General features: G+C 69.2%; 19 protein-coding genes. 5 read left to right on the forward strand and 14 right to left on the reverse strand.

What is annotated here, in order from left to right; genetic code table 11:
* The first annotated feature begins 147 nt into the window (after window positions 1-147).
* Window positions 148-1110 carry a ParB/RepB/Spo0J family partition protein gene (locus tag ACIBQ8_RS26580; protein WP_397178813.1) on the forward strand — a complete coding sequence of 321 codons (963 nt, stop codon included), beginning with the start codon at window positions 148-150 and terminating at the stop codon, window positions 1108-1110.
* 568 nt (window positions 1111-1678) lie between these two features.
* On the opposite strand, the gene ACIBQ8_RS26585 is transcribed toward ACIBQ8_RS26580, so the two are convergent.
* The 3 genes from ACIBQ8_RS26585 to ACIBQ8_RS26595 all read right to left on the reverse strand — a co-directional run bounded on the left by ACIBQ8_RS26585 (window position 1679) and on the right by ACIBQ8_RS26595 (window position 6100).
* The gene (locus ACIBQ8_RS26585; RefSeq protein ID WP_397193249.1) at window positions 1679-2725 is read right to left on the reverse strand and encodes a threonine aldolase family protein; all 1047 of its coding nucleotides are present in this window, start codon (window positions 2723-2725) and stop codon (window positions 1679-1681) included.
* Between the two features lie 964 nt (window positions 2726-3689).
* A complete protein-coding gene (locus ACIBQ8_RS26590; RefSeq protein ID WP_397178771.1) occupies window positions 3690-4646 on the reverse strand; it encodes a D-alanine--D-alanine ligase in 957 nt (318 codons plus the stop codon).
* Window positions 4647-4774: 128 nt separating this feature from the next.
* Complete coding sequence (locus tag ACIBQ8_RS26595; protein WP_397155121.1) at window positions 4775-6100, reverse strand: PLP-dependent aminotransferase family protein; 1326 nt, start codon at window positions 6098-6100, stop codon at window positions 4775-4777.
* 176 nt (window positions 6101-6276) lie between these two features.
* Between ACIBQ8_RS26595 and ACIBQ8_RS26600 the strand changes: the two genes are divergently transcribed.
* On the forward strand, window positions 6277-6894 hold the full coding sequence (locus ACIBQ8_RS26600) for a GNAT family N-acetyltransferase (protein ID WP_364333084.1): 618 nt from the start codon (window positions 6277-6279) through the stop codon (window positions 6892-6894).
* A gap of 77 nt (window positions 6895-6971) precedes the next feature.
* On the opposite strand, the gene trxA is transcribed toward ACIBQ8_RS26600, so the two are convergent.
* The 8 genes from trxA to ACIBQ8_RS26640 form a co-directional block, all read right to left on the reverse strand.
* On the reverse strand, window positions 6972-7286 hold the full coding sequence (trxA, locus tag ACIBQ8_RS26605; protein ID WP_397178770.1) for a thioredoxin: 315 nt from the start codon (window positions 7284-7286) through the stop codon (window positions 6972-6974).
* 10 nt (window positions 7287-7296) lie between these two features.
* Window positions 7297-8229: a thioredoxin-disulfide reductase gene (gene trxB / locus ACIBQ8_RS26610; protein WP_397178769.1), complete on the reverse strand. Its 933-nt coding sequence runs from the start codon at window positions 8227-8229 to the stop codon at window positions 7297-7299.
* A 124-nt stretch (window positions 8230-8353) separates the two neighbouring features.
* Complete coding sequence (locus tag ACIBQ8_RS26615) at window positions 8354-9226, reverse strand: anti-sigma factor family protein (RefSeq protein WP_397178768.1); 873 nt, start codon at window positions 9224-9226, stop codon at window positions 8354-8356.
* Entirely contained in the window at window positions 9216-9851 is a 636-nt protein-coding gene (sigM, locus tag ACIBQ8_RS26620; protein WP_397178767.1) for an RNA polymerase sigma factor SigM, read from the reverse strand. Before sigM ends, ACIBQ8_RS26615 begins: the two co-directional genes overlap by 11 nt.
* A gap of 16 nt (window positions 9852-9867) precedes the next feature.
* Window positions 9868-11385 (reverse strand): protein kinase family protein, encoded by a 1518-nt coding sequence (locus ACIBQ8_RS26625; RefSeq protein ID WP_397193250.1) that lies wholly within the window; start codon window positions 11383-11385, stop codon window positions 9868-9870.
* Between the two features lie 230 nt (window positions 11386-11615).
* A complete protein-coding gene (gene murJ, locus ACIBQ8_RS26630) occupies window positions 11616-13220 on the reverse strand; it encodes a murein biosynthesis integral membrane protein MurJ (RefSeq protein WP_397178765.1) in 1605 nt (534 codons plus the stop codon).
* Window positions 13217-15319 carry a DUF6049 family protein gene (locus tag ACIBQ8_RS26635; RefSeq protein ID WP_397178764.1) on the reverse strand — a complete coding sequence of 701 codons (2103 nt, stop codon included), beginning with the start codon at window positions 15317-15319 and terminating at the stop codon, window positions 13217-13219. The genes murJ and ACIBQ8_RS26635 overlap by 4 nt, the downstream gene beginning before the upstream one ends.
* A 44-nt stretch (window positions 15320-15363) precedes the next feature.
* Window positions 15364-15918 carry a YbaK/EbsC family protein gene (locus ACIBQ8_RS26640; RefSeq protein ID WP_397178763.1) on the reverse strand — a complete coding sequence of 185 codons (555 nt, stop codon included), beginning with the start codon at window positions 15916-15918 and terminating at the stop codon, window positions 15364-15366.
* 100 nt (window positions 15919-16018) lie between these two features.
* Here ACIBQ8_RS26640 and ACIBQ8_RS26645 point away from each other — a divergent pair, with 100 nt between their 5' ends.
* Window positions 16019-17443, forward strand: coding sequence for a CCA tRNA nucleotidyltransferase (locus ACIBQ8_RS26645; protein WP_397178762.1), 1425 nt, complete (start codon window positions 16019-16021; stop codon window positions 17441-17443).
* On the opposite strand, the gene ACIBQ8_RS26650 is transcribed toward ACIBQ8_RS26645, so the two are convergent.
* The gene (locus ACIBQ8_RS26650; protein WP_397178761.1) at window positions 17423-18712 is read right to left on the reverse strand and encodes an MFS transporter; all 1290 of its coding nucleotides are present in this window, start codon (window positions 18710-18712) and stop codon (window positions 17423-17425) included. The genes ACIBQ8_RS26645 and ACIBQ8_RS26650 overlap by 21 nt on opposite strands.
* Before the next feature lie 95 nt (window positions 18713-18807).
* Between ACIBQ8_RS26650 and idi the strand changes: the two genes are divergently transcribed.
* A complete protein-coding gene (idi, locus tag ACIBQ8_RS26655) occupies window positions 18808-19392 on the forward strand; it encodes an isopentenyl-diphosphate Delta-isomerase (protein WP_397178760.1) in 585 nt (194 codons plus the stop codon).
* A 26-nt stretch (window positions 19393-19418) separates the two neighbouring features.
* Here idi and ACIBQ8_RS26660 read toward each other — a convergent pair whose 3' ends face one another.
* The gene (locus ACIBQ8_RS26660; RefSeq protein WP_397178759.1) at window positions 19419-20498 is read right to left on the reverse strand and encodes an inositol-3-phosphate synthase; all 1080 of its coding nucleotides are present in this window, start codon (window positions 20496-20498) and stop codon (window positions 19419-19421) included.
* Window positions 20499-20511: 13 nt separating this feature from the next.
* Complete coding sequence (locus ACIBQ8_RS26665; protein WP_352322949.1) at window positions 20512-21096, reverse strand: PadR family transcriptional regulator; 585 nt, start codon at window positions 21094-21096, stop codon at window positions 20512-20514.
* A gap of 133 nt (window positions 21097-21229) precedes the next feature.
* Between ACIBQ8_RS26665 and ACIBQ8_RS26670 the strand changes: the two genes are divergently transcribed.
* Entirely contained in the window at window positions 21230-21616 is a 387-nt protein-coding gene (locus ACIBQ8_RS26670) for a DUF5318 family protein (RefSeq protein WP_352322948.1), read from the forward strand.
* Window positions 21617-21698: the final 82 nt, after the last annotated feature.

Below are 21698 nucleotides of genomic sequence, written 5' to 3' on the forward strand. Positions count from 1 at the left end.
CGGCGTGGGTCGTGAGTTGGGCAGATTTGTAACCGTGTCGGCGTAAATCCCACAGGACTGTGTGTGGCGTGGGGGCACCCCGCTGGGCCCGCAACGGTAACCTCTCCTGGAGTGACCGGAATCGACCGGCTGGATGAGGAGACGCAGTTGAGTCAGCAGCGGCGGGGATTGGGCAAGGGACTCGGGGCGCTCATCCCGACCGGACCCATCGTTGACGGCCCGGGTACGGCGCCCGCTCCCTCGAACGGTTCCACGGTCGAGGCAGGCCCGATGCCGATCGCCGGTGCGTACTTCAAAGAGGTCGCGCTGAGCGCGATCGTGCCCAACCCTCGTCAGCCGCGTGATGTGTTCGACGACGAGCGTCTCAAGGAGCTTGCCGACTCCATTCGCGAGGTCGGCCTTCTGCAGCCCATCGTGGTGCGTTCCGTGGGTGGCGGCCAGTACGAACTGATCATGGGGGAGCGGCGCTGGCGGGCGTGCCAGCAGGTCGGTCTCGACCCGGTGCCGGCGATCGTCCGGAACACCCAGGACACCGACCTCCTCCGGGACGCGCTCATCGAGAACCTCCAGCGCGAGCAGCTGAACGCGCTGGAAGAGGCTGCGGCCTACCAGCAGTTGCTGGACGACTTCCAGGCGACCCACGAGCAGCTGGCCACCAAGGTCGGGCGCTCTCGGTCCCACATCACCAACACGCTCCGGCTGCTGAACCTCCCGCCGGAGGTTCAGTCCCGCGTGGCCGCCGGCATCATCAGCGCCGGGCACGCTCGCGCCCTGCTCGGGCTGAGCAGTGCGGAGGAGCAGGTCGAGTTGGCCAAGCGCATCGTGGCGGAGCTGCTGTCCGTGCGGGCGGTGGAGGAGATCGTCGCCATGGGCAGCGCGAAGGCCGCTCAGAAGGCGCCGCGTGAGCGGCAGGCGCCCAAGCCTACGGCTCCTGGCCTGACCCATCTGGCGGACCGGCTCTCCGACCACTTCGAGACGAAGGTCAAGGTCGACTTGGGGCGACGTAAGGGGCGGATCGTGGTGGAGTTCGCGACGATCGACGACCTTGAGCGCATCATCGGGACGATGGCGCCTGAGGCGGCACGGGCGATGCGAGAGCGCGAGGACTGACCTCGCCTGTTTCACGTGAAACCACTCGCTGTTTCACGTGAAACCCCATTCCTCGGGACTCCTCTCCTTTCCCGCCTTCTCTTATCCTCTCCACTTCGGTTCCTTTCTCTTCTTGGTTCGCCTGTATCCGGTCTTGCTGCGTCTTGTGAGAAGCGGTGGCAGGGCTGCGTCGTGGGTGTGGCATGCCGGGCGAGCGTGATTGCTTACTGGGCTAGAGCCTTGGGGCCTTTTCCGAGCGCTCCCCGTTCTCCGAGCGCTCCCCGTTCTCCGAGCGCTTTCGCTCGCCCGACTTTCCGGCTCTTGCCTAGGTCGCTCGGTGCCATGTGGTGAGTGCTCGGTGGCTTCCTTCGCTTCTAAGCGGCGTGGCTGTGGCCGCGCCTGGTGATCTCTGATTAGCCTCGGCCTCTTTCGAGATGAGTCTCGGATAGGTCGGCTCCCCGCTGTTCCACGCCCACGCATCCGCTCCTGGATGGGCGAGGGCACGTGTTTCACGTGAAACCCCTGCGGGACTCCGGCTGAAGAGGCGTGGCGGGAGGTGGTGTTTCACGTGAAACGGTGCGGGAGGAGGTCAGGAGGTGGCTGCCTTGCGGAGGGCGGCCAGGAAGTCGTCCACGTGTTCTTCGGTGGTGTCGAAGGCGGTCATCCAGCGGACCGTGCCTGCGGGCTCGTCCCAGTAGTGGAAGAGGTAGTCCTGCAGGAGCGATTCGGAGATGGCGTGGGGGAGGGTGGCGAAGACGGCGTTGGATTCCACGGGATGGGCGAGGGTGACGCCGGGGACGTCCGCAAGACCGTTCGCCAGGCGGAGTGCCATCTGGTTGGCGTGGGAGGCGTTGCGGTGCCACAGGTCGTCGGTCAGGAGAGCGGAGAGCTGGGCTGAGACAAAGCGCATCTTGGAGGCGAGCTGCAGCGACTGGCGGCGGAGGTAAGGGACTGCGTCCGTCAGGGACGGGTCCAGGACGACCACCGCTTCGGCGGCCATGGCGCCGTTCTTGGTGCCGCCGAAGCTGAAGACGTCGACGCCTACGTCCGTGGTGATGGCTTTCAGGGAGCAGTTCAGGTGGGCGGCGGCGTTGGCGAGACGGGCGCCGTCCACGTGAAGGCGTAGGCCGGAGGCGTGGGCCGTTTCGGCCAGGGCGGAGATCTCGGTGGGGGAGTAGCAGGTGCCCAACTCGGTCACCTGGGAGATGGAGACGACCGTCGGTTGCGGCTCGTGGTGCTGGCCGATGAGGTGGAGGTGGGCCTTGATGTCGTCCGGGTGGAGCTTGCCCTGAGGGGTGGGGATGGTTCGGAGCTTCACGCCCAGGAGGCGTTCCGTGGCGCCCGTTTCGTGGGTGGCGATGTGGGCGGTGTCGGCGCAGAGGATGGCGTCGTAGCGGCCGAGCATGAGGGCCAGGCCGACCATGTTGGCGCCGGCTCCGTTGAGTACGGCGAAGCCTTCCGCTCCGGGGCCGAACGTTTCCTTGATCTTGTGCTCGAAGGTTGAGGTCCAGGTGTCGTCACCGTAGGCGGGGGCGTCTCCCTGGTTGGCGGCGGTCATGGCGTTGAGGATGTCGGGGTGCACGCCTGCGTGGTTGTCGCTGGCGAAGCTCTTCGGGTGGGCGGGATTGATCGGCACACCGTAAGGCTATGCAAGGCGCCTGGGCGGAGGCAGTAAGGGGCGGGGGCGCCGGAGTAGTTCTCGCGGATGCCTCGCGGGTCGTTGGTGGTGGTGTTAGGGATGCACCGCACGAGGGACAGTGGCAGCAGCCGCCGTACAGGGCCGACAGCGATTGTTGCCAGGCGGGCCAAGGAGGACTGCCGTGCGGCGGGCAAGGTGAGGCGCCGAGCGGGGGACCGGAGCAGCATCACGCGAAGCACCCGGAAGTGGTTGCCTGGCGGACTAAGAGAGCTGTCGTGCGGCCACATTACGGGATGCGCCGCTCGGCGGACGAGAGCAGCAGCCGCGTGGGAGACGAGAGTGGCGGTCGCCTGGCGGGACGAGGGAGACGCCGCACAAGGGGCGAGGGAGCAGCAGCCGCGCGGCGGGACGGGGAGCACGAGAAGCGAGGGGGTAGCAGCCGCGCGGCGGGATGCGAGCGGTGAGTGCCCCGAGGCCAGAGGGAACTGTCGGGCGGCGGGCAACAGGAGGCACCGCACAAGGGGCGAGCAAGCAGCAGCTGTGCGCGGGACGAGAGCAATCACCGCCTGACGGACCATGGGGCCGGTCGCGCCGCGGACAACAGGCGGCGCCCGCAGCCCGACAACAAGGCAGTAGCCGCGCGGCAAAGAAGACCCGCCGCTGCACGGCGACGAACACTAGCCGCTGCGCGGCGAAGAAGACCCGCCGCTGCACGGCGACGAACACTAGCCGCCGCGCGGCGAAGAAGACCCGCCGCTGCGCGGCGACGAATAACAGCCACCACGCCGCGAAGAAGACCAGCCGCCACGCGGCGAAGGGAAGGGGGCGCCGCGTGGCGAAGAGGAACAGTTGCCCGTGAAGGAGAACAGTCGCCGCGCCGTGAAGGAGAACAGTCGCCGCGCCGCGAAGGAAACAGTCGCGGCGCGGCGGAGGAAAAGAGGTTGCTGCTAGAGGAGGTAGGTCAGGGGCGGGGGCGGTGGGCGGCGGTTTGGAGGAGGGTGCGGCAGAGGTCGCCGAGGTCGCGCCCCGCCGCCTCCACCGCCATAGGCAGCAGCGACGTCTCCGTCATCCCCGGCGCCACGTTCACCTCAAGGAAGTGCGGGTCGTCGGCCGCGTCCACGATCAGGTCGGTACGGGAGATGTCCCGCAGCCCCAACGCCGTGTGCGCCGTCACGGCCATCCGGGCGCACGCTTCGGCGGCGGCCGCGGAGAGGCGGGCGGGGGCGAAGAACTCGGTGTGCCCGGCGGTGTAGCGGGCGGCGTAGTCGTAGACGCCGGCGTCGGGGACGATCTCCACGGCCGGCAGCGCCACGGGCCCCTCGCCGAGGTCGACGACCGAGACCGACACCTCGACCCCCTCGACGTACCGCTCGATGAGAGCGGTGTCGCCGTAGGCGAAGCAGCCGACCATGGCGGCGGGCAGGTCTTCGGCCGTACGGACGATGGATGCGCCGAGCGCCGAGCCGCCGCGGGCGGGCTTGACGAACAGGGGGAGGCCGAGCCGGTCGATGATGCGGCCGAGCACGACGGTGGCGCCGAGATCGTGGAAGGTCTCCCTGGGGAGGGTGACGGACTCGGGGGTGCGCAGGCCGACCGAGCGTACGACGGCCTTGGCGGTGGGCTTGTCGAAGGCCACGCGGCAGGCGTCGGGGCCGGCGCCGACGTAGGGCACGTCGAGGAGTTCGAGCACGGACCGGATCGCGCCGTCTTCGCCCGCGCCGCCGTGGAGGGTGACGAACACCGCCTCGGGCGGGTCGGCGAGGATGGCGGGCACGAGGGAGGCGTCGGTGTCGCGGGCCTCCACGTCGATGCCCGTGGCGCGCAGCACCTCGCTCACCCGGCGGCCGGAGCGCAGGGACACCTCCCGCTCATAGGAGAGGCCCCCGGCCAGCACGAGCACGTGGCCCAGATCGCTCATCACATCTCCTCCGCTGATCGTACGCGTCCAACCGTACCGGCGGCTGGCGGCGAATGGTGTAGGTGAGGCCCGCACACGAGTACGGCCGGCGTCCCCGTCCCCGGGGAGCGCCGGCCGTACCGAGGAAGCTAGGCCAGTTCGGGCCCCGGCGTGTCAACGCCGGCCCGCTCGGGACCGGAGCCGGTGCCGAACATGTCCCGGAGCTGCATCTCCTGCTCGATCACCCCGGACAGGCGCCGGACGCCCTCGCGGATGCGGTCGGGCTCGGGGAAGCAGTAGGACAGTCGCATGTGCCGGGCGCCGCTGCCGTCGGAGAAGAACCCGGTGCCGGGCACGAACGCCACCCGCTCGGCCACGGCTCGCGGCAGGATCGCCTTGGAGTCGAGCCCTTCGGGCAGGGTCGCCCAGACGAAGAAGCCGCCGGCCGGCCGGGTCCAGGTGACCTCGGGCGGCATCAGGGCCTCCAGGGAGTCCAGCATGGAGTCGCGCCGCTCGCGGTAGAGCTCCTTGAAGGACTTGATCTGCTCCCGCCACGGCTGCGTGGCCAGGAACTGGCCCACGGCGAGCTGCGTGAACACCGAGTGCGACAGCACGGCCGACTCCATGGCCAGGATCAGCTTGTCGCGGATGGCGTGCGGCGCGAGCGCCCAGCCGACGCGGAAGCCGGGGGCGAGCGTCTTGGAGAACGACCCCAGGTAGACCACGCCGTCGGGGTTGTCGGCGCGCAGCGCGCGCATGGGCTCGCCGTCGAAGCCGAGCAGCCCGTACGGGTTGTCCTCGATGATGAGGATGCCGGCCCGCTGGCAGATGTCGAGCACCTGCTGCCGCCTGGCCAGGTTGAGCGTGACGCCGGCCGGGTTCTGGAAGGTCGGGATCGTGTAGAGGAACTTGACGGGAGCTCCGGCGGTCTCCAGCGCGTAGATGGTCTGGGCCAGCGATTCGGGCACGATGCCCTGATCGTCCATGGCGATGTGGACCACTTTGGCCTGGTAGGCGGAGAACGTCCCCAGGGCCCCGACGTACGAGGGGCCTTCGGCGAGCACGACGTCGCCCGGGTCGATGAAGATCCGGGTGATCAGGTCGAGCGCCTGCTGCGAACCGACGGTGACGACGACGTCGTTCGCCCCGGCCTCGATCCCCTCCAGCCGCATGACCTCGCAGATCTGCTCGCGCAGGTGCGGGTCACCCTGGCCGGAACCGTACTGCAGCGCGACCGTGCCGCGCGTGGTGACCAGGTCGGAGACCAGCTCGCCGACCATGTCGAGGGGGAGCGCCGTGACGTACGGCATGCCGCCGGCGAGCGAGACCACCTCGGGTCTCGACGCGACGGCGAAGAGAGCTCGGATCTCGGAGGCGACCATCCCGGTAGCTCGCGCGGCATACCGGTCGACGTAGGCGTCGATGCGCGACCCTTGGGTCGCGGGTGTCTGACCGTGATCAAGCTCTTCCGTCACGGCCCACCTCCTAGGTGTCATATCGGACCGAAATACCAGATTACGCCAGTCGGACATGTCCTTCGTGACCGGGCTCGACCGTCGTGGTATCCGCTGGCTGCATCTTCACTGAGCTACCATGCCACCAACGGACGCGGTTTTCGCGCGCTTTTCTGGGTCGACGATAGGGGCCGTAGTTGTCGCGCCGGCTGGTCAACATAACCCTGGACAATCTCGAAGATCTGCCACGCCGCTGCCGGCGATGCGTGTTCTGGGAGCTCGATCCCGTCAGCGGCGAGCGTGCCATCCACTCCGGCGACTCCGGCCTGGAGAAGGAGGCCTGGATCTCCGGCACGCTGCTGGAGTGGGGAAGCTGCGGGAAAATCGCCTACGTCGACGGGGTTCCAGCGGGGTTCGTGCTCTACAGCCCGCCGCTCTACAGCCCGCGGTCGCTGGCCTTCCCCACCTCGCCGGTGAGCGCCGACGCGGTGCTGCTGATGACGGCCCACATCATCCCCGAGTTCTCGGGCGGCGGGCTGGGCCGCATGCTGATCCAGGGCGTCGCGAAGGACCTGACCCGGCGCGGGGTGAAAGCCATCGAGGCGTTCGGCGACCTGAAGTGGGAAGAGCCTAGTTGTGTAGTTCCTGCGGAATACTTGCTTTCTGTGGGTTTTAAGACGGTTCGACCGCATTTGCGGTTTCCGCGCTTGCGTTTGGAGCTGAAGAGCGCCATCTCGTGGCGTGAGGACGTCGAGGTGGCCCTCGAACGCCTTCTGGGGTCCATGAGCCCGGAGCGCGCCCTTCGTCCCGTCTGACGGCTCTTGGGGGCCGAAGAAGGGCAAACGAAAGCCCCCCGCGGGCACCGCCGCAGGGGGCTCTCACATGAGGGCGACTAGATGATGCCGTCGAGCTCGCGCAGCAGCATGGCCTTCGGCTTGGCGCCGATGATCTGCTTCACGACCTCGCCCCCCTTGTAGACGTTCAGCGTGGGGATCTGGAGCACGCCGTACTGGCGGGGAACCTCGGGGTTCTCGTCGATGTTCAGCTTGACGATCTCCAGCTTGTCGCCGTGCTCGTTCGCGATCTCCTGGAGGATGGGCGCGACCTGACGGCACGGGCCGCACCACTCGGCCCAGAAGTCGACCAGCACAGGCTTGTCGCTCTTGAGGACCTCTGTCTCGAACGTGGCGTCGGTAACTGCCTTCACGGTGCGCTCCTTACTTCTCGTTGTTGGCCAGCCAGCGCTCGGAGTCGAGCGAGGCGGCACAGCCGGTGCCGGCCGCGGTGATGGCCTGGCGGTAGGTGTGGTCGACGACGTCGCCGGCCGCGAACACGCCGTCGATGTTGGTGGCGGTCGACGGCGAGGCGACCTTGATGTACCCGTTCTCGTCGAGCTCGACCTGGCCCTTGACCAGGTCGGTGCGCGGGTCGTGACCGATGGCCAGGAACAGCGCGTCGGTGGCCAGCTCGCACTCCTCGCCGGTCTTGACGTTGCGCAGCTTGACGGCCTCGACCTTGGTGTCGCCGAGCACGTCGACGACCTCGGAGTCCCAGACGAACCGGATCTTCTCGTTGGCGAACGCGCGCTCCTGCATGATCTTGCTGGCGCGCAGCTCACCACGGCGGTGGACGACCGTCACCATCCGCCCGAACCGGGTCAGGAACGTCGCCTCCTCCATGGCGGTGTCGCCGCCGCCCACGACCACGATGTCCTTGTTGCGGAAGAAGAAGCCGTCGCAGGTGGCGCACCAGGACACGCCGTGGCCGGACAGGCGCTTCTCGTTCTCCAGGCCGAGCTCGCGGTAGCCCGAGCCCATGGTCAGGATCACCGACTTGGCGTAGTAGGTGTCGGTGTGGGTCTTGACGACCTTGGGGTTGGCCTCCAGGTCGACCTCGACCACGTCGTCGGCCACCAGCTCGGCGCCGAAGCGCTCGGCCTGCTTGCGCAGGTTGTCCATCAGGTCGGGGCCCATGATGCCGTCGGGGAACCCGGGGAAGTTCTCCACGTCGGTGGTGTTCATGAGCGCACCGCCCGCCGTCACGGAGCCCTCGAAGACCAGCGGCTTGAGTTCGGCGCGCGCGGAGTAGACGGCCGCGGTGTAGCCCGCAGGGCCCGACCCAATGATGATCACGTTACGAACGTCGCTCAACGCTCCCACGCCTTCCTCGTCTGCTGTTTGCTTCGGGCTCAACAGATCCTAGGCCGCGCTGATTCCCGGCCTTGCCCGCGAAACGAAAGAGCCCGCCGAAGCGGGCTCTGACGTGGGCTTTCGATTACCAGCGGCCCAATGTGGGCTTGCGCAGGTTCTTGCAGTTGAACGGGTCGACGATGTCGATGCGCAGCTTCTTGGCGGCCTGGTCCTTCCAGGAGGCCACGATCAGCGCCTCCTGACCGTTGTACTGGCCCTGGTCGACCGCGAACGTCTTCAGCTTCGAACGGGCGGCCACCTTGCCGACGCATCGGTCGACCCTGGCGGTGTCCGTGGGGCCTTCGAGGGCCGGAGCGGCGCCGAAGTACCCGAGCAGCGGCTGGCGCAGCTCCCGGTCGCTGTAGTTGTAGTTGCTGTCGGTCAGCGCGTAGGCCTTGGCCCGCTGGTGGGGCTTGGACGGCGTCACCGGCTGCGCCACCGTGGGCCCGGACGAACCGCCCGGTCCGCTCCCGCCGGCCAGCAACCCGCCCGAGACCGCCAGCGTGCCGACCACCACCGCGGCCGCCGCCGACGCCGCCACGGCGGGCATCGCCCACCTGCGCCGCCGTGCGGACCTGGTCCGGGCCGGGACGATCGTGCCGTCGTCGGAGACCACCCCGAGACGTACCGGCTCGGGCGTCTCCGCCGCCGGCTGCTCCCACGGGGAGTCCCGCATGAGCCTGTCCCAGTCCGGTGCCTCCACGAGGCCGACACCCCCGCGGCGGGACTCCGCCTCGGCGGCCAGCGCCTTGTCGATGCGCATTGCGACGCCCATCGGCATGGCCGGTGTTGGGGTCGCCGCGAGCACCTCGCGAACCGCCGCCAGGTCTGCCAGCAGCTCCCCACAGGGGTCGCAGACCGCGAGATGCTCGCGGACCCGGCGTGCCGTCGCGGCGTCCAAGAGATCCTCTGCCAGCTCGGCGAGGACCTCAAGATCGTAGTGCGTATCACCCGTCACGAAGTTCTGCTCCCTTCGCGGATGAGACGCGGTTGAGGTCCGAACGGTTCCGCAGATGCGAAAGAATTGGGGCAAGTTTCGCGCGCCCCCGTGCGCATCTGCTCTTCACGGTGCCGCTCGGCACCTGTAGCACCTGAGCTGCGTCTTCGACCGAATAGCCCATCATGTCCACGAGCACGAGAGCCGCCCGCTGGTCGGCGGGCAGCAGTTTCAGAGCGGCCGAAACCTCCATCGAGACCTCGCGCTCGACGGTCTGGTCGGGGAGCGGGCTGTCCCGCTCGGCGGCCTCGATCAGTTCGTCGTCGGCCACCGGACGGACGGACTTGCGCCGCATCCGGTCGAGGCAGGCGTTGACGACGATGCGGTGGAGCCAGGTGGTGACGGCCGCCTCGCCTCGGAACGAGGAGGCCTTGCGATATGCGGAGACGAACGCGTCCTGAACGGCGTCCGCCGCCTCGTCAGGGTCACCGAGAGTACGCAGCGCCACCGCCCACATGCGGTCACGGTGCCTTTTGACGATCTCGCTGAACGCGTGTGGATCCCCGTTGATGTGCGCGGTGAGCAGCTCGGCGTCTGTGATCGCCGGCCGCTCCGCTGGTGAGGGTGTCTCGGGTGGGGAGTTCACAAGAGAGATTCCTGATTTATGCCGATCCGGGAGAATGCACCACTACTTCATAGATGGTGCCACGAAACTGGCCTGCATCCGCCGGAACGCGCGTAAACCAGATCAAAACGTACCGACCGCTTGCCGGGTCCCCGGGAGTCAGGGTGGTCTTGCCCGAGGCGCTCTTCTGGGTCGCCACGGTCTTGAGCGAGCCGAGGTCGGGGGAGTCGCCGACCTTCAGCTCGACGCTCGCGCCGTCGGCCTTGGCCAGCGTGGCCACCACGTCGCTGATCTGCATGGACTTGCCCATGTCGAGCAGCAGGCCGACGCCCTTCTTGAGGTTGCCCAGCTCGGCGCTGCCGTAGCTCTGGGTCGTCCAGGCCGTGCCGGGCTTGCCGTCGATGGCCAGCTCGGCGATGTCGGACTTCTCGTCGCCGTCGTCGCCGAGCGGGTCGAAGCCCTTGGCCTTGTCGGGCTTGACGGCCGAGGCCGAGGCCGAGGCCGAGGACTTGCCGGTGGTCGGGCTGACCGACGCCTCCGGGGTGGCGGGGCTGCCGAGGCTGCGGCCGATCGTCCAGGCGCCGACGCCCACGGCGGCGATGACCAGCAGCACCACCAGCGTCATCAGCACCCGGTTGAGCACGCTGCCGCCGCCCTGATTGGGCGGCCGGCGCGGCACGGGAGGCGGCGGCGGCATGGTGCGCTGCTGCCGGTGGGCGATGTCGAGGCCCTCGGTATGCGAGGCGGAGGCGACCGCCGGCGTCGAGGGGTAGGAGATGGCGATCGGCATGGGCCGGGCCACGTCGGCCAGCGCCTCGGCGACCTCGGACGGGCTCGCCAGCGCGCCCTGGCCCTTGCGCGACTCGGGAAGGCAGGCGCGCACGGTGACGGTGTCCAGGTAGTTCGGGACGCCGGCGGTGACCTGCCGCGGCGAGCAGAAGTGCCCGTCGATCATGGGAGCGGCGGGCAGGCCGCCCTCCTCCTCGTCGCCGGGCCAGTGGCCGGTCAGGCCGGCGTACAGCAGCCTGCCCAGGCCCTCGGCGTCGTCGAGGGCGGGCTGGTCGGTGGTCAGCCCGGACAGCGCGGCGTCGACGGCCACGCCGAGCACCTTGACCGTGTTGCCCGTCGTCCAGATCAGGTGGGACGGGCGCAGGCACAGGTGGTAGAGCTTGGCCTCGTGGGCGTGCGCCAGCGCCTCGGCGGCCTCGGCCACCAGACCGGCCGCGCGCTCGGGCTCCAGCGGGCCGGCGGCGAGCAGGTCGGTCAGCGACTCGCCGGTGACCCACTCGCTGACCACGTAGGAGTGCTTGTCGTCCTCGGCGGCGTCGAACACCTGCGTCAGGCGCGGGTCGGTGAGCCGGCTCGCGGCACGGGCGGCGGTGACGACCTCGTGCACGCGCGGGAAGTCGGGGCCGAACGTGTGCACCGCCACCGGGCGGGCGAGGATCTCGTCGATCGCCTTCCACAGGGTCGCGCCGTCGGACTCGCTGACGCGGTCCTCCAGCCGGAAGCGCTCGGCCAGTCGGGTGCCGGGTTCCACGGCCGACGTGCTCACAGGCTCTCTCCGCTAGGCCGATCGGGCGTGCTCATGACTCGACTCACCTGCGTGGTGGTGTCCCACGTAGGCACGCTATGCCGGGTGGATCCGCCCACGCCCCTCCTGCTTCCATTCGCGCGTGTCGGGCACCATGGTAGTGCCGAGTCGATTCCGCCCGCGTTCTTTGCCAACGGGAAACTCGTCAGCCGTCGTGGTCAAGTCCGTCCATATGCCGGATTTCCCAATTACTACCGACCTACGCGTCTGGCGACCATACCAACGAGTGAGTTGACCTCCGCTATGCGCATCCTGTGGGCGACGGCGAGATAGAGCAACAGTCCCAGCCCACCACCCACGGCCAGGACTATCAGCGAGTTGACGAAACCCAGACCACCGAACAGCTGAGTGACCACCCAGACCGTGAGCAGCCCCAGCACGGCGGTGGGCAGCGACGCCAGGTACATCCTGGTCAGCGCCGTGCCGATGGTCCAGCCGCCCAGGCCCTGGACCCGGCGGCTGGCCAGCGTCCAGGCCAGGACCGCGCCCAGCCCGTACGCGACGGCGTAGGCCAGCGCCAGGCCCATCACCGCGTAGCGGGCCGGCAGCAGCACGAAGAAGATCACCATGAGCAGCGCGTTGACCGCGGTCGTGCCGGCCCCCACGAACACCGGCGTACGGGTGTCGCCGAAGCTGTAGAACACCCGCAGCAGGAGCTGGAACACCGCGAACGGCACCAGCGCCAGGCCGTAGACCTGCAACACGTTCCCGATGTAGACGGCGTCGGCGACGCTGTTGGCGCCGTGGCCGTAGATCGGCACGGTGACCGCCGGGCCGAGCACCATCAGCAGCAGCGAGACCGGCACCATGAGCGAGCAGATGAGCCGCACGCTCGACCCGAACTCGCTGCGCACGTCGTCGAGCCGGCCCTCGCCCACCGCCCGGCTCATCCGGGGCAGCATCGCCGTGATCACCGACACGCCGATGATCCCGTACGGAAGCTGGAAGAGCTGGAACGCCAGCGTGTACGGGCTGATGCCGTGACCGGCCACCTCGTTGCCCGCCGAGCTGGCCAGGTTGGTCGTCAGCATGAACCCGAGCTGGGTGACCACCACGTAGCCGATGGTCCAGACCCCGGCCCGGCCCATCTCGCCCAGCCGGGCGTTGCGCACGTCGAAGCGCGGCACGAACGAGAACCCCACCCGCTTGAGCGCGACGATCAGCACCACCGCCTGGGCGACGATGCCCGCCGTGGTGCCGAGGCCGAGCAGCGCGAGGTCGCCGGTGGTGACCGCCTCGATGTCGGACCCGCTGCCGACCACGGCGTAGGCCACGAACACGCAGATGACGACCAGGTTGTTGAGCACGGGGGCCCACATGGGGGCGCCGTAGCGGTCGCGGGTGTTCAGGATGGCGCCCGCGACCGCGCCGATGCCGAAGAAGGCGAGCTGCGGCAGGATGAACCGGGCCAGCATGACCCCGGTCTCGAACTTGATGCTGCCGCGGTCCCAGTCGGTGTAGAGGTCGATGAGCAGCGGCGCGCCCAGCACGGCGAGCACGGCCACCACGACCAGCACGGCGGTGGCCAGCGTCAGCAGGCGCTGCTCGTAGGCCCGGCCGCCGTCGGCGTCGTGCTGCTGCGCCCGGACGATCATCGGCACCACCACGCTGCTCAGCACGCCCAGCAGCAGCAGGTCGAGGATGCTGTACGGGATCGCGTAGGCCGCGTTGTAGGAGTCGCCCAGCGCCGCGGTGCCGATGGCGTAGGCCAGCACCATCGTGCGGGCGAACCCGGTGACCCTGGACACCATCGTGCCCGCCGCCATGATGGCGCTGGCCCGCAGCATGCGGCTCATACGGTCTCACTCTCCCGGGATTTGCCCGCTCGCGCGAGCCGTCGCTCGGACCGGCGGCGCAGGATCCGCGTCACGACGGCGGCGAGCATCACCGTCAGCGCGGCGCCCACGATGACCAGGGCGATGCCGGTGTAGCCGGTGGTGCGGATGGTCAGTCGCTCCGGCTTGCCGTAGGGCAGGCCGTCGATGGTGCGCAGCTGCACGGTGACGGTGGCGTCGCCGCTGGTGCTGGCGTTCATCGTCACCTGCAGCGTGCCGCTCTGGTTGCCGCCGATCAGCAGCGGCTCGATCGGCGGTGGCGGAGAGATGATCTGCAGCCGCTTCAGGTCGTTGGACTTGACGTCGATGTACAGGGTGACGGGCTTGTCCAGCGAGTTCTTCACGCTGATGGGGACCACGCCGTTGCTGCCGGCCAGCGTGCGCGGCGCGTCGGTGATCTGGATCTTGTCGATGCGCTCGTCCACGGCCGCGCCGACGAGCTTGGTCACCACCCGGCCGGCGCGGGTGTTGTTGCGCCAGGCCGACGAGGTCAGCCTGAGCACCGCGGCGTCGAAGGCCGAGGGCGCCTTTGTCCCGGTGACCGAGGCGGTGAGCTGCGCCTGCGTGGCGACCTCCTTGACGGGGGCCAGGTACTTGGCGCTCAGCTCCTCCTTGCGGTCCTGATCGGTGTAGGTGAGCCCGGCCCGCGGCGTGGCCGCCTTGCTCGGCTTGATCGATTCGAGCTTGGTCATCGACAGCCATGGCAGCTTGTTCGCGGTCTGCAGCAGGCTGGTGACCAGCGCGGGGTTGGGATCCCAGCGGCGCGACGGCGCGACGACCAGCGACCGCGGCTCGACCTGCCCGGCCTCGGCGGCGATCATCGCGGTCTCGGCGATGAAGCGCTGCGTGCTGAGCAGGACCGTCGTGGGCGCGGTCGGCTCGAACAGCCGGCTCAGCTCGGCGTCGGCGACCAGCGCCTTGACCGGGCCGGCGACGCTGTCGAGGGTGGCGACGGCGTCGGGCGTGTGGGCGACGGGCGGCTGCGGCGGCAGGTTGGTGGAGTTGAGCAGGACGGTGGTGACCTTGCCGGGGCTGACCGAGAGCAGGTCGAGCGCGTCGGCGTCGAGCACGCCCGCGGGCGGCCAGTTGATCGAGGTCTGCGCGTTGCGGTTGAGCAGCGCCCTGGCGGTCTGGCCGCCGAGCTCGATCGCCCGGCCCGGCTGCGCGTCGAGCCCCTGATGGGCCAGGGCCGTCACGTCGGGGTCGCCGTAGGGGGTGGCGACGACGGGGGAGGAGGCCAGCGCCGTGCTCATGGTGGACAGCCAGGTGCCGGCGGTGTCGTTGGCCGGTTTGCCTTCCGTGCCGTTCTTGGTCTTGACGTGGTAGCCCTTGGTCATCGCCTTCAGGTCGTCGAGCAGCGACGGCTCGACGAACCAGGTGACGCTCTTCGGCGCCGTCTGCGCGATGCGGGCCAGGTCGGCCAGGCGGCCCTTGCCGCTGAGCGACTGGCTCAGCTTGTCGTCGACGAACAGCGTCTCGTCGGAGCCCCGGTGGGGCTGGTCGATGACGGGCAGGGCGACGGCCAGCTTGTTGCGCGGCAGCTTCGGCGTGGTGGGCGGGGCATAGGTGAGGAACGTGCGCTGCGCCGTGATCGGCACTTCGTTCTGGGAGACGTCGACGGCGATCCGGTAGACGCCGAACGCCTGGTAGCCGAGCTGGATCGGGGTCGCCGTGAACGTCCAGGTGGCCTGGCCGCCGACGGCCAGGGCCGGGATGTCCATGGCCGAGGTGCGCGAGACGTTTCCGGGCAGCGTGGCGTTGTTCTGGTCGCTCTGGTACGCCGCCATGGAGGCGCGGTCGTAGAAGCGCTCGCTCGTGTAGCGCAGGCGTACGCGGAGCGGGCCGAGCGCGGTCCCGGTGTCGTTGCGGACCGTGCCGGTGAACTTGATCTCGTCGGTCGGGCTGCTCGTCACCTGTGGCGTGATCGACGTGATGGAGACCGCGAGCGTCTCCCGCGCCGCCTCCACCGTGGCAGCAGAGTTCGGCGCCGCCGCCACCATGGGGGCGAGCGACGCGACGGACATCACGGCGAGCAGCGCGACCTTACGGATCACACGCATGCCAGAGCTGGGGTACGACGGCGCACGCCCGCAATGGTACGGGTTCAGTGCCGCGGCGCGACCGCCTCGCGTGTTCCCCGTGGTCGGGGCGTACGCAGGTCGACCGTCTTGCCGGTGAGGAGATTCAGCAGGTCGAGCGCACGAAGACAGAGCGCGGTGTGCCGTTCGCCGGTGGCGGTGAAGACCGCCAGGTCGTCGGCGACGAGCCGGTCGTCGATGAGCACCGGCAGCGTCTCCGGCAGCAGCAGCGGGCAGACGAGCCCGTCGGTGTAGTCGGTGGCCGAGTTGACCAGGAAGGCCGGCGCCGGCCGCACCTGGCGGGCGCCCAGCAGGCCCCCGACGACGCCGGGCTGGGGCGGGTTCGCCGCGGTGGCGACGACGGCGACGACGACCTCGCTGCCGATCCGGGTGGCGACGTCGAACACGGTGACCACGACGCACCGCCCGGGCTCCGCGGAGACCGTCTCCGGCAGTTCCTCCGCGCAAGTCATGGGGCGCGGAAGGCGTACGATCTCATGATGGACCTGGTGTGCGAGGAGCCAGCGGTGGATCGCGAGGGCGTCCTTCATGAAGTCCTCCTCCGTCTCGCCCTGTTCCATGGCCCCCGACGGTCCCCAGACCGAAGGTAACCCGGACCTGATGTGGCTCGGGGGATATGTTCCGGAATCGAAGGACCGACAGGGTTTGTCCGACTCAACAATGACCGAAAGCCAGCAGCGGGCGATGCACGACCTGTTCCGCAAGATCGCACCGGTGGCCGACGAGCTCGGCCGCCTGTTCGCCGACCACGGCCACGAACTGGCCCTCGTCGGCGGCCCCGTGCGCGACATCCTGCTGGGCCGCGTCGGCAACGACCTCGACCTGACCACCGACGCCAACCCGCACAGGGTGCTCGACGTCGTCAGGGACTGGGCCGACTCCGTGTGGACGATCGGCATCGACTTCGGCACCGTCGGCCTGCGCAAGGGCAACTGGCTGATCGAGATCACCACGTACCGGAGCGAGTCCTACGACCCCAAGTCGCGCAAGCCCGAGGTCGCCTACGGCGAGACGCTGGAGGCCGACCTGGAGCGGCGCGACTTCGCGGTCAACGCGATGGCGGTGCGCCTGCCCGGCCACGAGTTCGTCGACCCCTACGGCGGCCTCGACGACCTGCGCGCCAAGCGGCTGCGCACGCCCGGCACCCCCGAGCGCTCGTTCGCCGACGACCCGCTGCGCATGCTCAGGGCCGCCCGCTTCGCCTCCCAGCTCGGCTTCGGCGTCGACCGGGCCGCCCTGGCGGCGATGACCGCGATGGCCGAGCGCATCGAGATCGTCTCGGCCGAGCGCATCCGCGACGAGCTCGACAAGCTGATCTGCGGCGCCAACCCGCGCGAGGGCCTGCGCCTGCTGGTGGAGACGGGCCTGGCCGCGCACGTGCTGCCCGAGCTGCCCAAGCTGCGCCTGGAGATCGACGAGCACCACCGGCACAAAGACGTCTACGAGCACACGCTGACCGTCCTCGACCAGGCCATCGCCCAGGAGGAGGACGGCAAGCCCGACCGGATCCTGCGCTGGGCCTCGATCATGCACGACATCGGCAAGCCCAAGACCCGGCGCCACGAGGCCGGCGGGCGGGTGTCGTTCCACCACCACGAGGTCGTCGGCGCGCAGATGACCAAGAAGCGCATGGCCGAGCTGAGGTTCCCCAAGGACGTCGTGGCCGACGTCTCCCACCTGGTCGAGCTCCACCTGCGCTTCCACGGCTACGGCACGGGGGAGTGGACCGACAGCGCCGTGCGCCGCTACGTGCGCGACGCCGGCCACCTGCTCAGCCGCCTGCACAAGCTGACCAGGGCCGACTGCACCACCCGCAACAAGCGCAAGGCGGCGGCGCTGTCGCGCACCTACGACCAGCTCGAAGAGCGCATCGCCCGGCTCGCCGAGGAGGAGGAGCTGGCCAAGATCCGGCCCGAGCTCGACGGCAACGAGATCCAGGCCGTGCTCGGCGTGGGCCCCGGGCCCGTGGTGGGGCGGGCGTACAAGTTCCTGCTCGACCTCAGGCTGGACAAGGGCGTGCTCGGCAAGGAGGCGGCCACCCAGGCGCTGCTCGACTGGGCGAGGTCAAACGGCCTGGGAGCGTGACGACGACGTCGTGACCATCCGGTAGGCCAGCGCCGCGAGGGGGTAGCCGACCGTGATGATCACGACGGCCGGGTACGACTTGCCGTTGGGCGGCAGGATCGCGGCCGACAGCGCGGCGGCCAGCACGTACATGCCGTTGAAGAGCATGTCGTAGAGGGAGAAGGCGCGGCCGAGATAGGCGTCCTCGACGTCGCGCTGGACGGTCGTGTCGGCGCAGATCTTGACGCTCTGCCCGGCCACGCCCAGCACGAAGCCGGCCACCGGCAGCCCCCACGTCTGGAACGGCAGGACGAGCGCGCCCGCCAGCACGCCGGCGCAGGACAGCGCGATGACCACCCAGGGGCCGACGCCGAACCGCTCGGTCGCGTACGGGGTGATGATCACCGCGAGGAAGTAGCCGAAGCCGGAGGCGGCCACCACCAGGCCGATCCCGCGCAGGGCGGCGTCGGGGTCGCCGTCGGTGAAGTAGTAGCGGTAGAGGATGATGCCGAGGGCGGTGGCCATGCCGTACAGGAAGCGGTGGGCGGCCATCGCGCCCATGGTCGCCGCCGCCTCGCGGTGGCGCGCCAGGTGCCGGGCGCCGTCGACCAGGCCCACGACCACGTTGCGCAGGGCCTCGCGGGCCTGGGGCTGGTCGGGGTCGAAGGACGGGCCGAGCAGCGCGCGGTCCATCGTGCGGGCGACCAGGGCGCTCAGCCCGAACATCACGCCGGACACGACCAGCAGCAGCCCGATTCCCCGGTCGCTGTCGCCGAACACCTCACGCAGCAGGAACCCGACGCCCGCGCCGACGAACGTGACCACGGTGCCGCAGGTCGGCGTCACCGCGTTGGCCGCCATCAGCCGGTCGGACGGCACCACGTGCGGCAGCGAGGCGCCGAGCGCGGCCAGGAAGAACCGGTTGACCCCGAGCACGCCGAGCGCGGCCGCGTAGAAGACGGGGTCGGGCGCGTCGGAGGCGACCAGCGCCGCCGCGACCAGCAGCAGCCCACCGCGCACGAACGGCGCTATGACCAGGATCTGCCGCCGCGACCACCGGTCGATGAACACCCCGACGAACGGCCCGAGCACGCTGTACGGCAGGAACAGCACGGCCAGGCCGGCGGCCACCGCCAGGGCCGTGGTCTGCTTCTCGGGGCTGAAGAAGGCGAAGTTCGTGACGCCGAACTGGAAGATCCCGTCGGAGAACTGGGAGACCAGCCGCGTGCCGAACAGCCGTCGGAAGTCACGGCCTTGGAGGACGACGCGGAGATCGGCGACGAATGACACCCCGTCAGCCTAGCCCGGCGCACCGCGGCATAGGATGCGCCGGAGGCGGCCGGGCGGGTTACGAACGCGCATGACGATCTCGTACGCTTCAAAGCGTGACCACTGAGGAACACGTTGTGCTGGTCGACCGCGAGGGGCACGCGCTCGGCACCGCGCCCAAGACGTCGGTGCACGGCCGGGAGACCCCGCTCCATCTAGCCTTCTCCAGCTACGTCTTCGACCCCGAAGGCCGCGTGCTGCTCACCAGGCGGGCCGGCCACAAGCTCACCTGGCCCGGCGTCTGGACCAACAGCTGCTGCGGCCACCCGCTGCCGGGCGAGGCGCTCGGCCGGGCGGTCATCCGCAGGCTCTCCTACGAGCTGGGCCTGCACGCCGGCGGCGCCGATCTCATGCTGCCCGGCTTCTCCTACCGCGCCGTCATGGGCAACGGCATCGTCGAGCACGAGCTGTGCCCGGTCTACCGCGTCACGGTCGACGCCCCCGTGGCGCCCAACCCCGACGAGGTGGGCGAGGTGCGCTGGATGCCGTGGAAGGAGTTCGCCGAAGGCGTGCGCAGCGGCCTGCTGGCGATCTCACCGTGGTGCAGGGAACAGGTGCCGCTGCTCAGCGAGCTGGGCGCCGACCCGCTGACCTGGTCTCCCGCCTCCGACGACGAACTGCCCCCCGCCGCGCGCGGCTGAAGCCGCGGCCGCGAGGGGCCCACAGGTCAGCGCTCGACCTCGCCCCTGATGAACTTCTCGACGTACTCGCGGGCCTCGTCGTCGGAGTACTGCTCCGGCGGCGACTTCATGAAGTACGACGACGCCGACAGGATCGGGCCGCCGATGCCCCGGTCAAGAGCGATCTTGGCCGCGCGCACGGCGTCGATGATGATGCCGGCCGAGTTGGGGGAGTCCCAGACCTCCAGCTTGTACTCCAGGTTCAGCGGGGTGTCGCCGAACGAGCGGCCCTCCAGGCGCACGTACGCCCACTTGCGGTCGTCGAGCCACGGCACGTGGTCCGACGGGCCGATGTGCACGTCGGCCTTGCCCATCTCGTGCGGGATCTGCGAGGTGACCGACTGCGTCTTGGAGATCTTCTTCGACTGGAGGCGGCTGCGCTCCAGCATGTTCATGAAGTCCATGTTGCCGCCGAAGTTGAGCTGGTACGTGCGCAGCAGCTCGACGCCGCGGTCCTCGAACAGCTTGGCCAGCACGCGGTGCGTGATGGTGGCGCCGACCTGCGACTTGATGTCGTCGCCGACGATCGGCACGCCGGCCTCGGTGAACTTCTCGGCCCACTCGGGGTCGGAGGCGATGAAGACCGGCAGCGCGTTGACGAACGCCACCTTGGCGTCGATGGCGCACTGCGCGTAGAAGCGGTCGGCCTCCTCCGAGCCCACCGGCAGGTACGACACCAGCACGTCGACCTGGTTCTCGCGCAGCACCTTGACCACGTCGACGGGGGCCTCGTCGGACTCCTCGATGATCTCGCTGTAGAACTCGCCCAGACCGTCGAAGGTGTGACCGCGCATCACGGTCACGCCCGTCGGGGGCACATCGGTGATCTTGATGGTGTTGTTCTCGCTGGCGACGATCGCCTCGGACAGGTCGCGGCCGACCTTCTTGGCGTCCACGTCGAAGGCGGCCACGAACTCGACGTCGCCTACGTGGTAATCACCGAACTTCACGTGCATCAGGCCCGGCACTCGTGCGGCCGGGTCCGCGTCCTTGTAGAAGTGGACACCCTGGACCAGCGAAGACGCGCAGTTGCCGACACCGACAATGGCCACGCGAACCGAACCCATCGCACTCGCTCCCTTACTCATCAGTTGACGTGGTATCTCTCTCGGGCCCTTCCGAGGCCCGCCGCTCCGTGGCGATCAGCTCGTTCAGCCAACGCACCTCGCGTTCGACCGACTCGAGCCCATGGCGCTGCAGCTCCAGCGTGTAGCTGTCGAGCCGCTCCCTGGTACGGGCCAGCGCCGTGCGCACGCTGTCGAGGCGCTCCTCCAGGCGGCTGCGGCGGCCTTCGAGGATGCGCAGGCGCACCTCGGCCTCCGTGTGCCTGAAGAAGGCGAAGTGCACACCGAAGCTCTCGTCCTCCCAGGCTGACGGGCCGGCCTGGGTCAGCAGCTCCTGGAGGCGTTCCTTGCCCTCCGCGGTGAGCTTGTAGACGATCTTCGACCGGCCGCCGACGATCGTGGCGGGAGCGGGCTGCTCCTCCACGATGAGGCCCTGGGCCAGTAGTGATCGCAGACAGGGGTACAGCGATCCATAGGAGAACGCACGGAACATGCCCAACAGGGCGTTGAGCCGTTTGCGCAGCTCATAGCCGTGTAGCGGCTGTTCGTGCAGCGACCCGAGCACGGCTAGCTCCAGAACTCTGCCTTGTCCGCTGGCCACTGGAACCGCCCCCTCTCGCGCCGATGTATCGAGTCGATACATCCAGAGGATACGTCGATTCGCTATAAGGCCGCAATCAAAGGATTTGCCAAGCCGTTGGGATGATTCGGTAAAACGCCGTAGTCTGGCGCTCATGTGGTCACAGCGGAGGGTGGTGGACTACGGCCTCGCCAAGCGGGCAGCGGTCCGTTCCCTGGAGGTGGGCCGTGCCTCGCGCGGAGACCTCTGTGACGCACAGCCGTACCTCCTTCGCGCGGCCCGCGTGTTCGGCGAGCCGACCGAACGTCTCTGCCCGGTGTGCGAGAGGGAGAACGTCACCAACGTGACCTATGTCTTCGGCGATTCGCTGGGACGGCATGCCGGTCAGGCAAAGGCCACGTCAGAGCTTGTCGAAATGGCCCATGATTACGATGAGTTCCGGGTGTACGTCGTCGAGGTCTGCCAAGGTTGTTCCTGGAACCACCTGACGGTCTCGTTCGTCCTCGGCAACGGACCGCCAGACCTCGTCGGCCAACCGTGAACACCGAGGGCGGCGAGTCACCTCACGCCCATACGCCGTTTTTATCCGACGACGATGCGAGGACGTGTGAGTAACAGCATGA

Source organism: Nonomuraea sp. NPDC049646 (genome assembly GCF_044465525.1).
In the GTDB taxonomy this organism is placed as follows: domain Bacteria; phylum Actinomycetota; class Actinomycetes; order Streptosporangiales; family Streptosporangiaceae; genus Nonomuraea.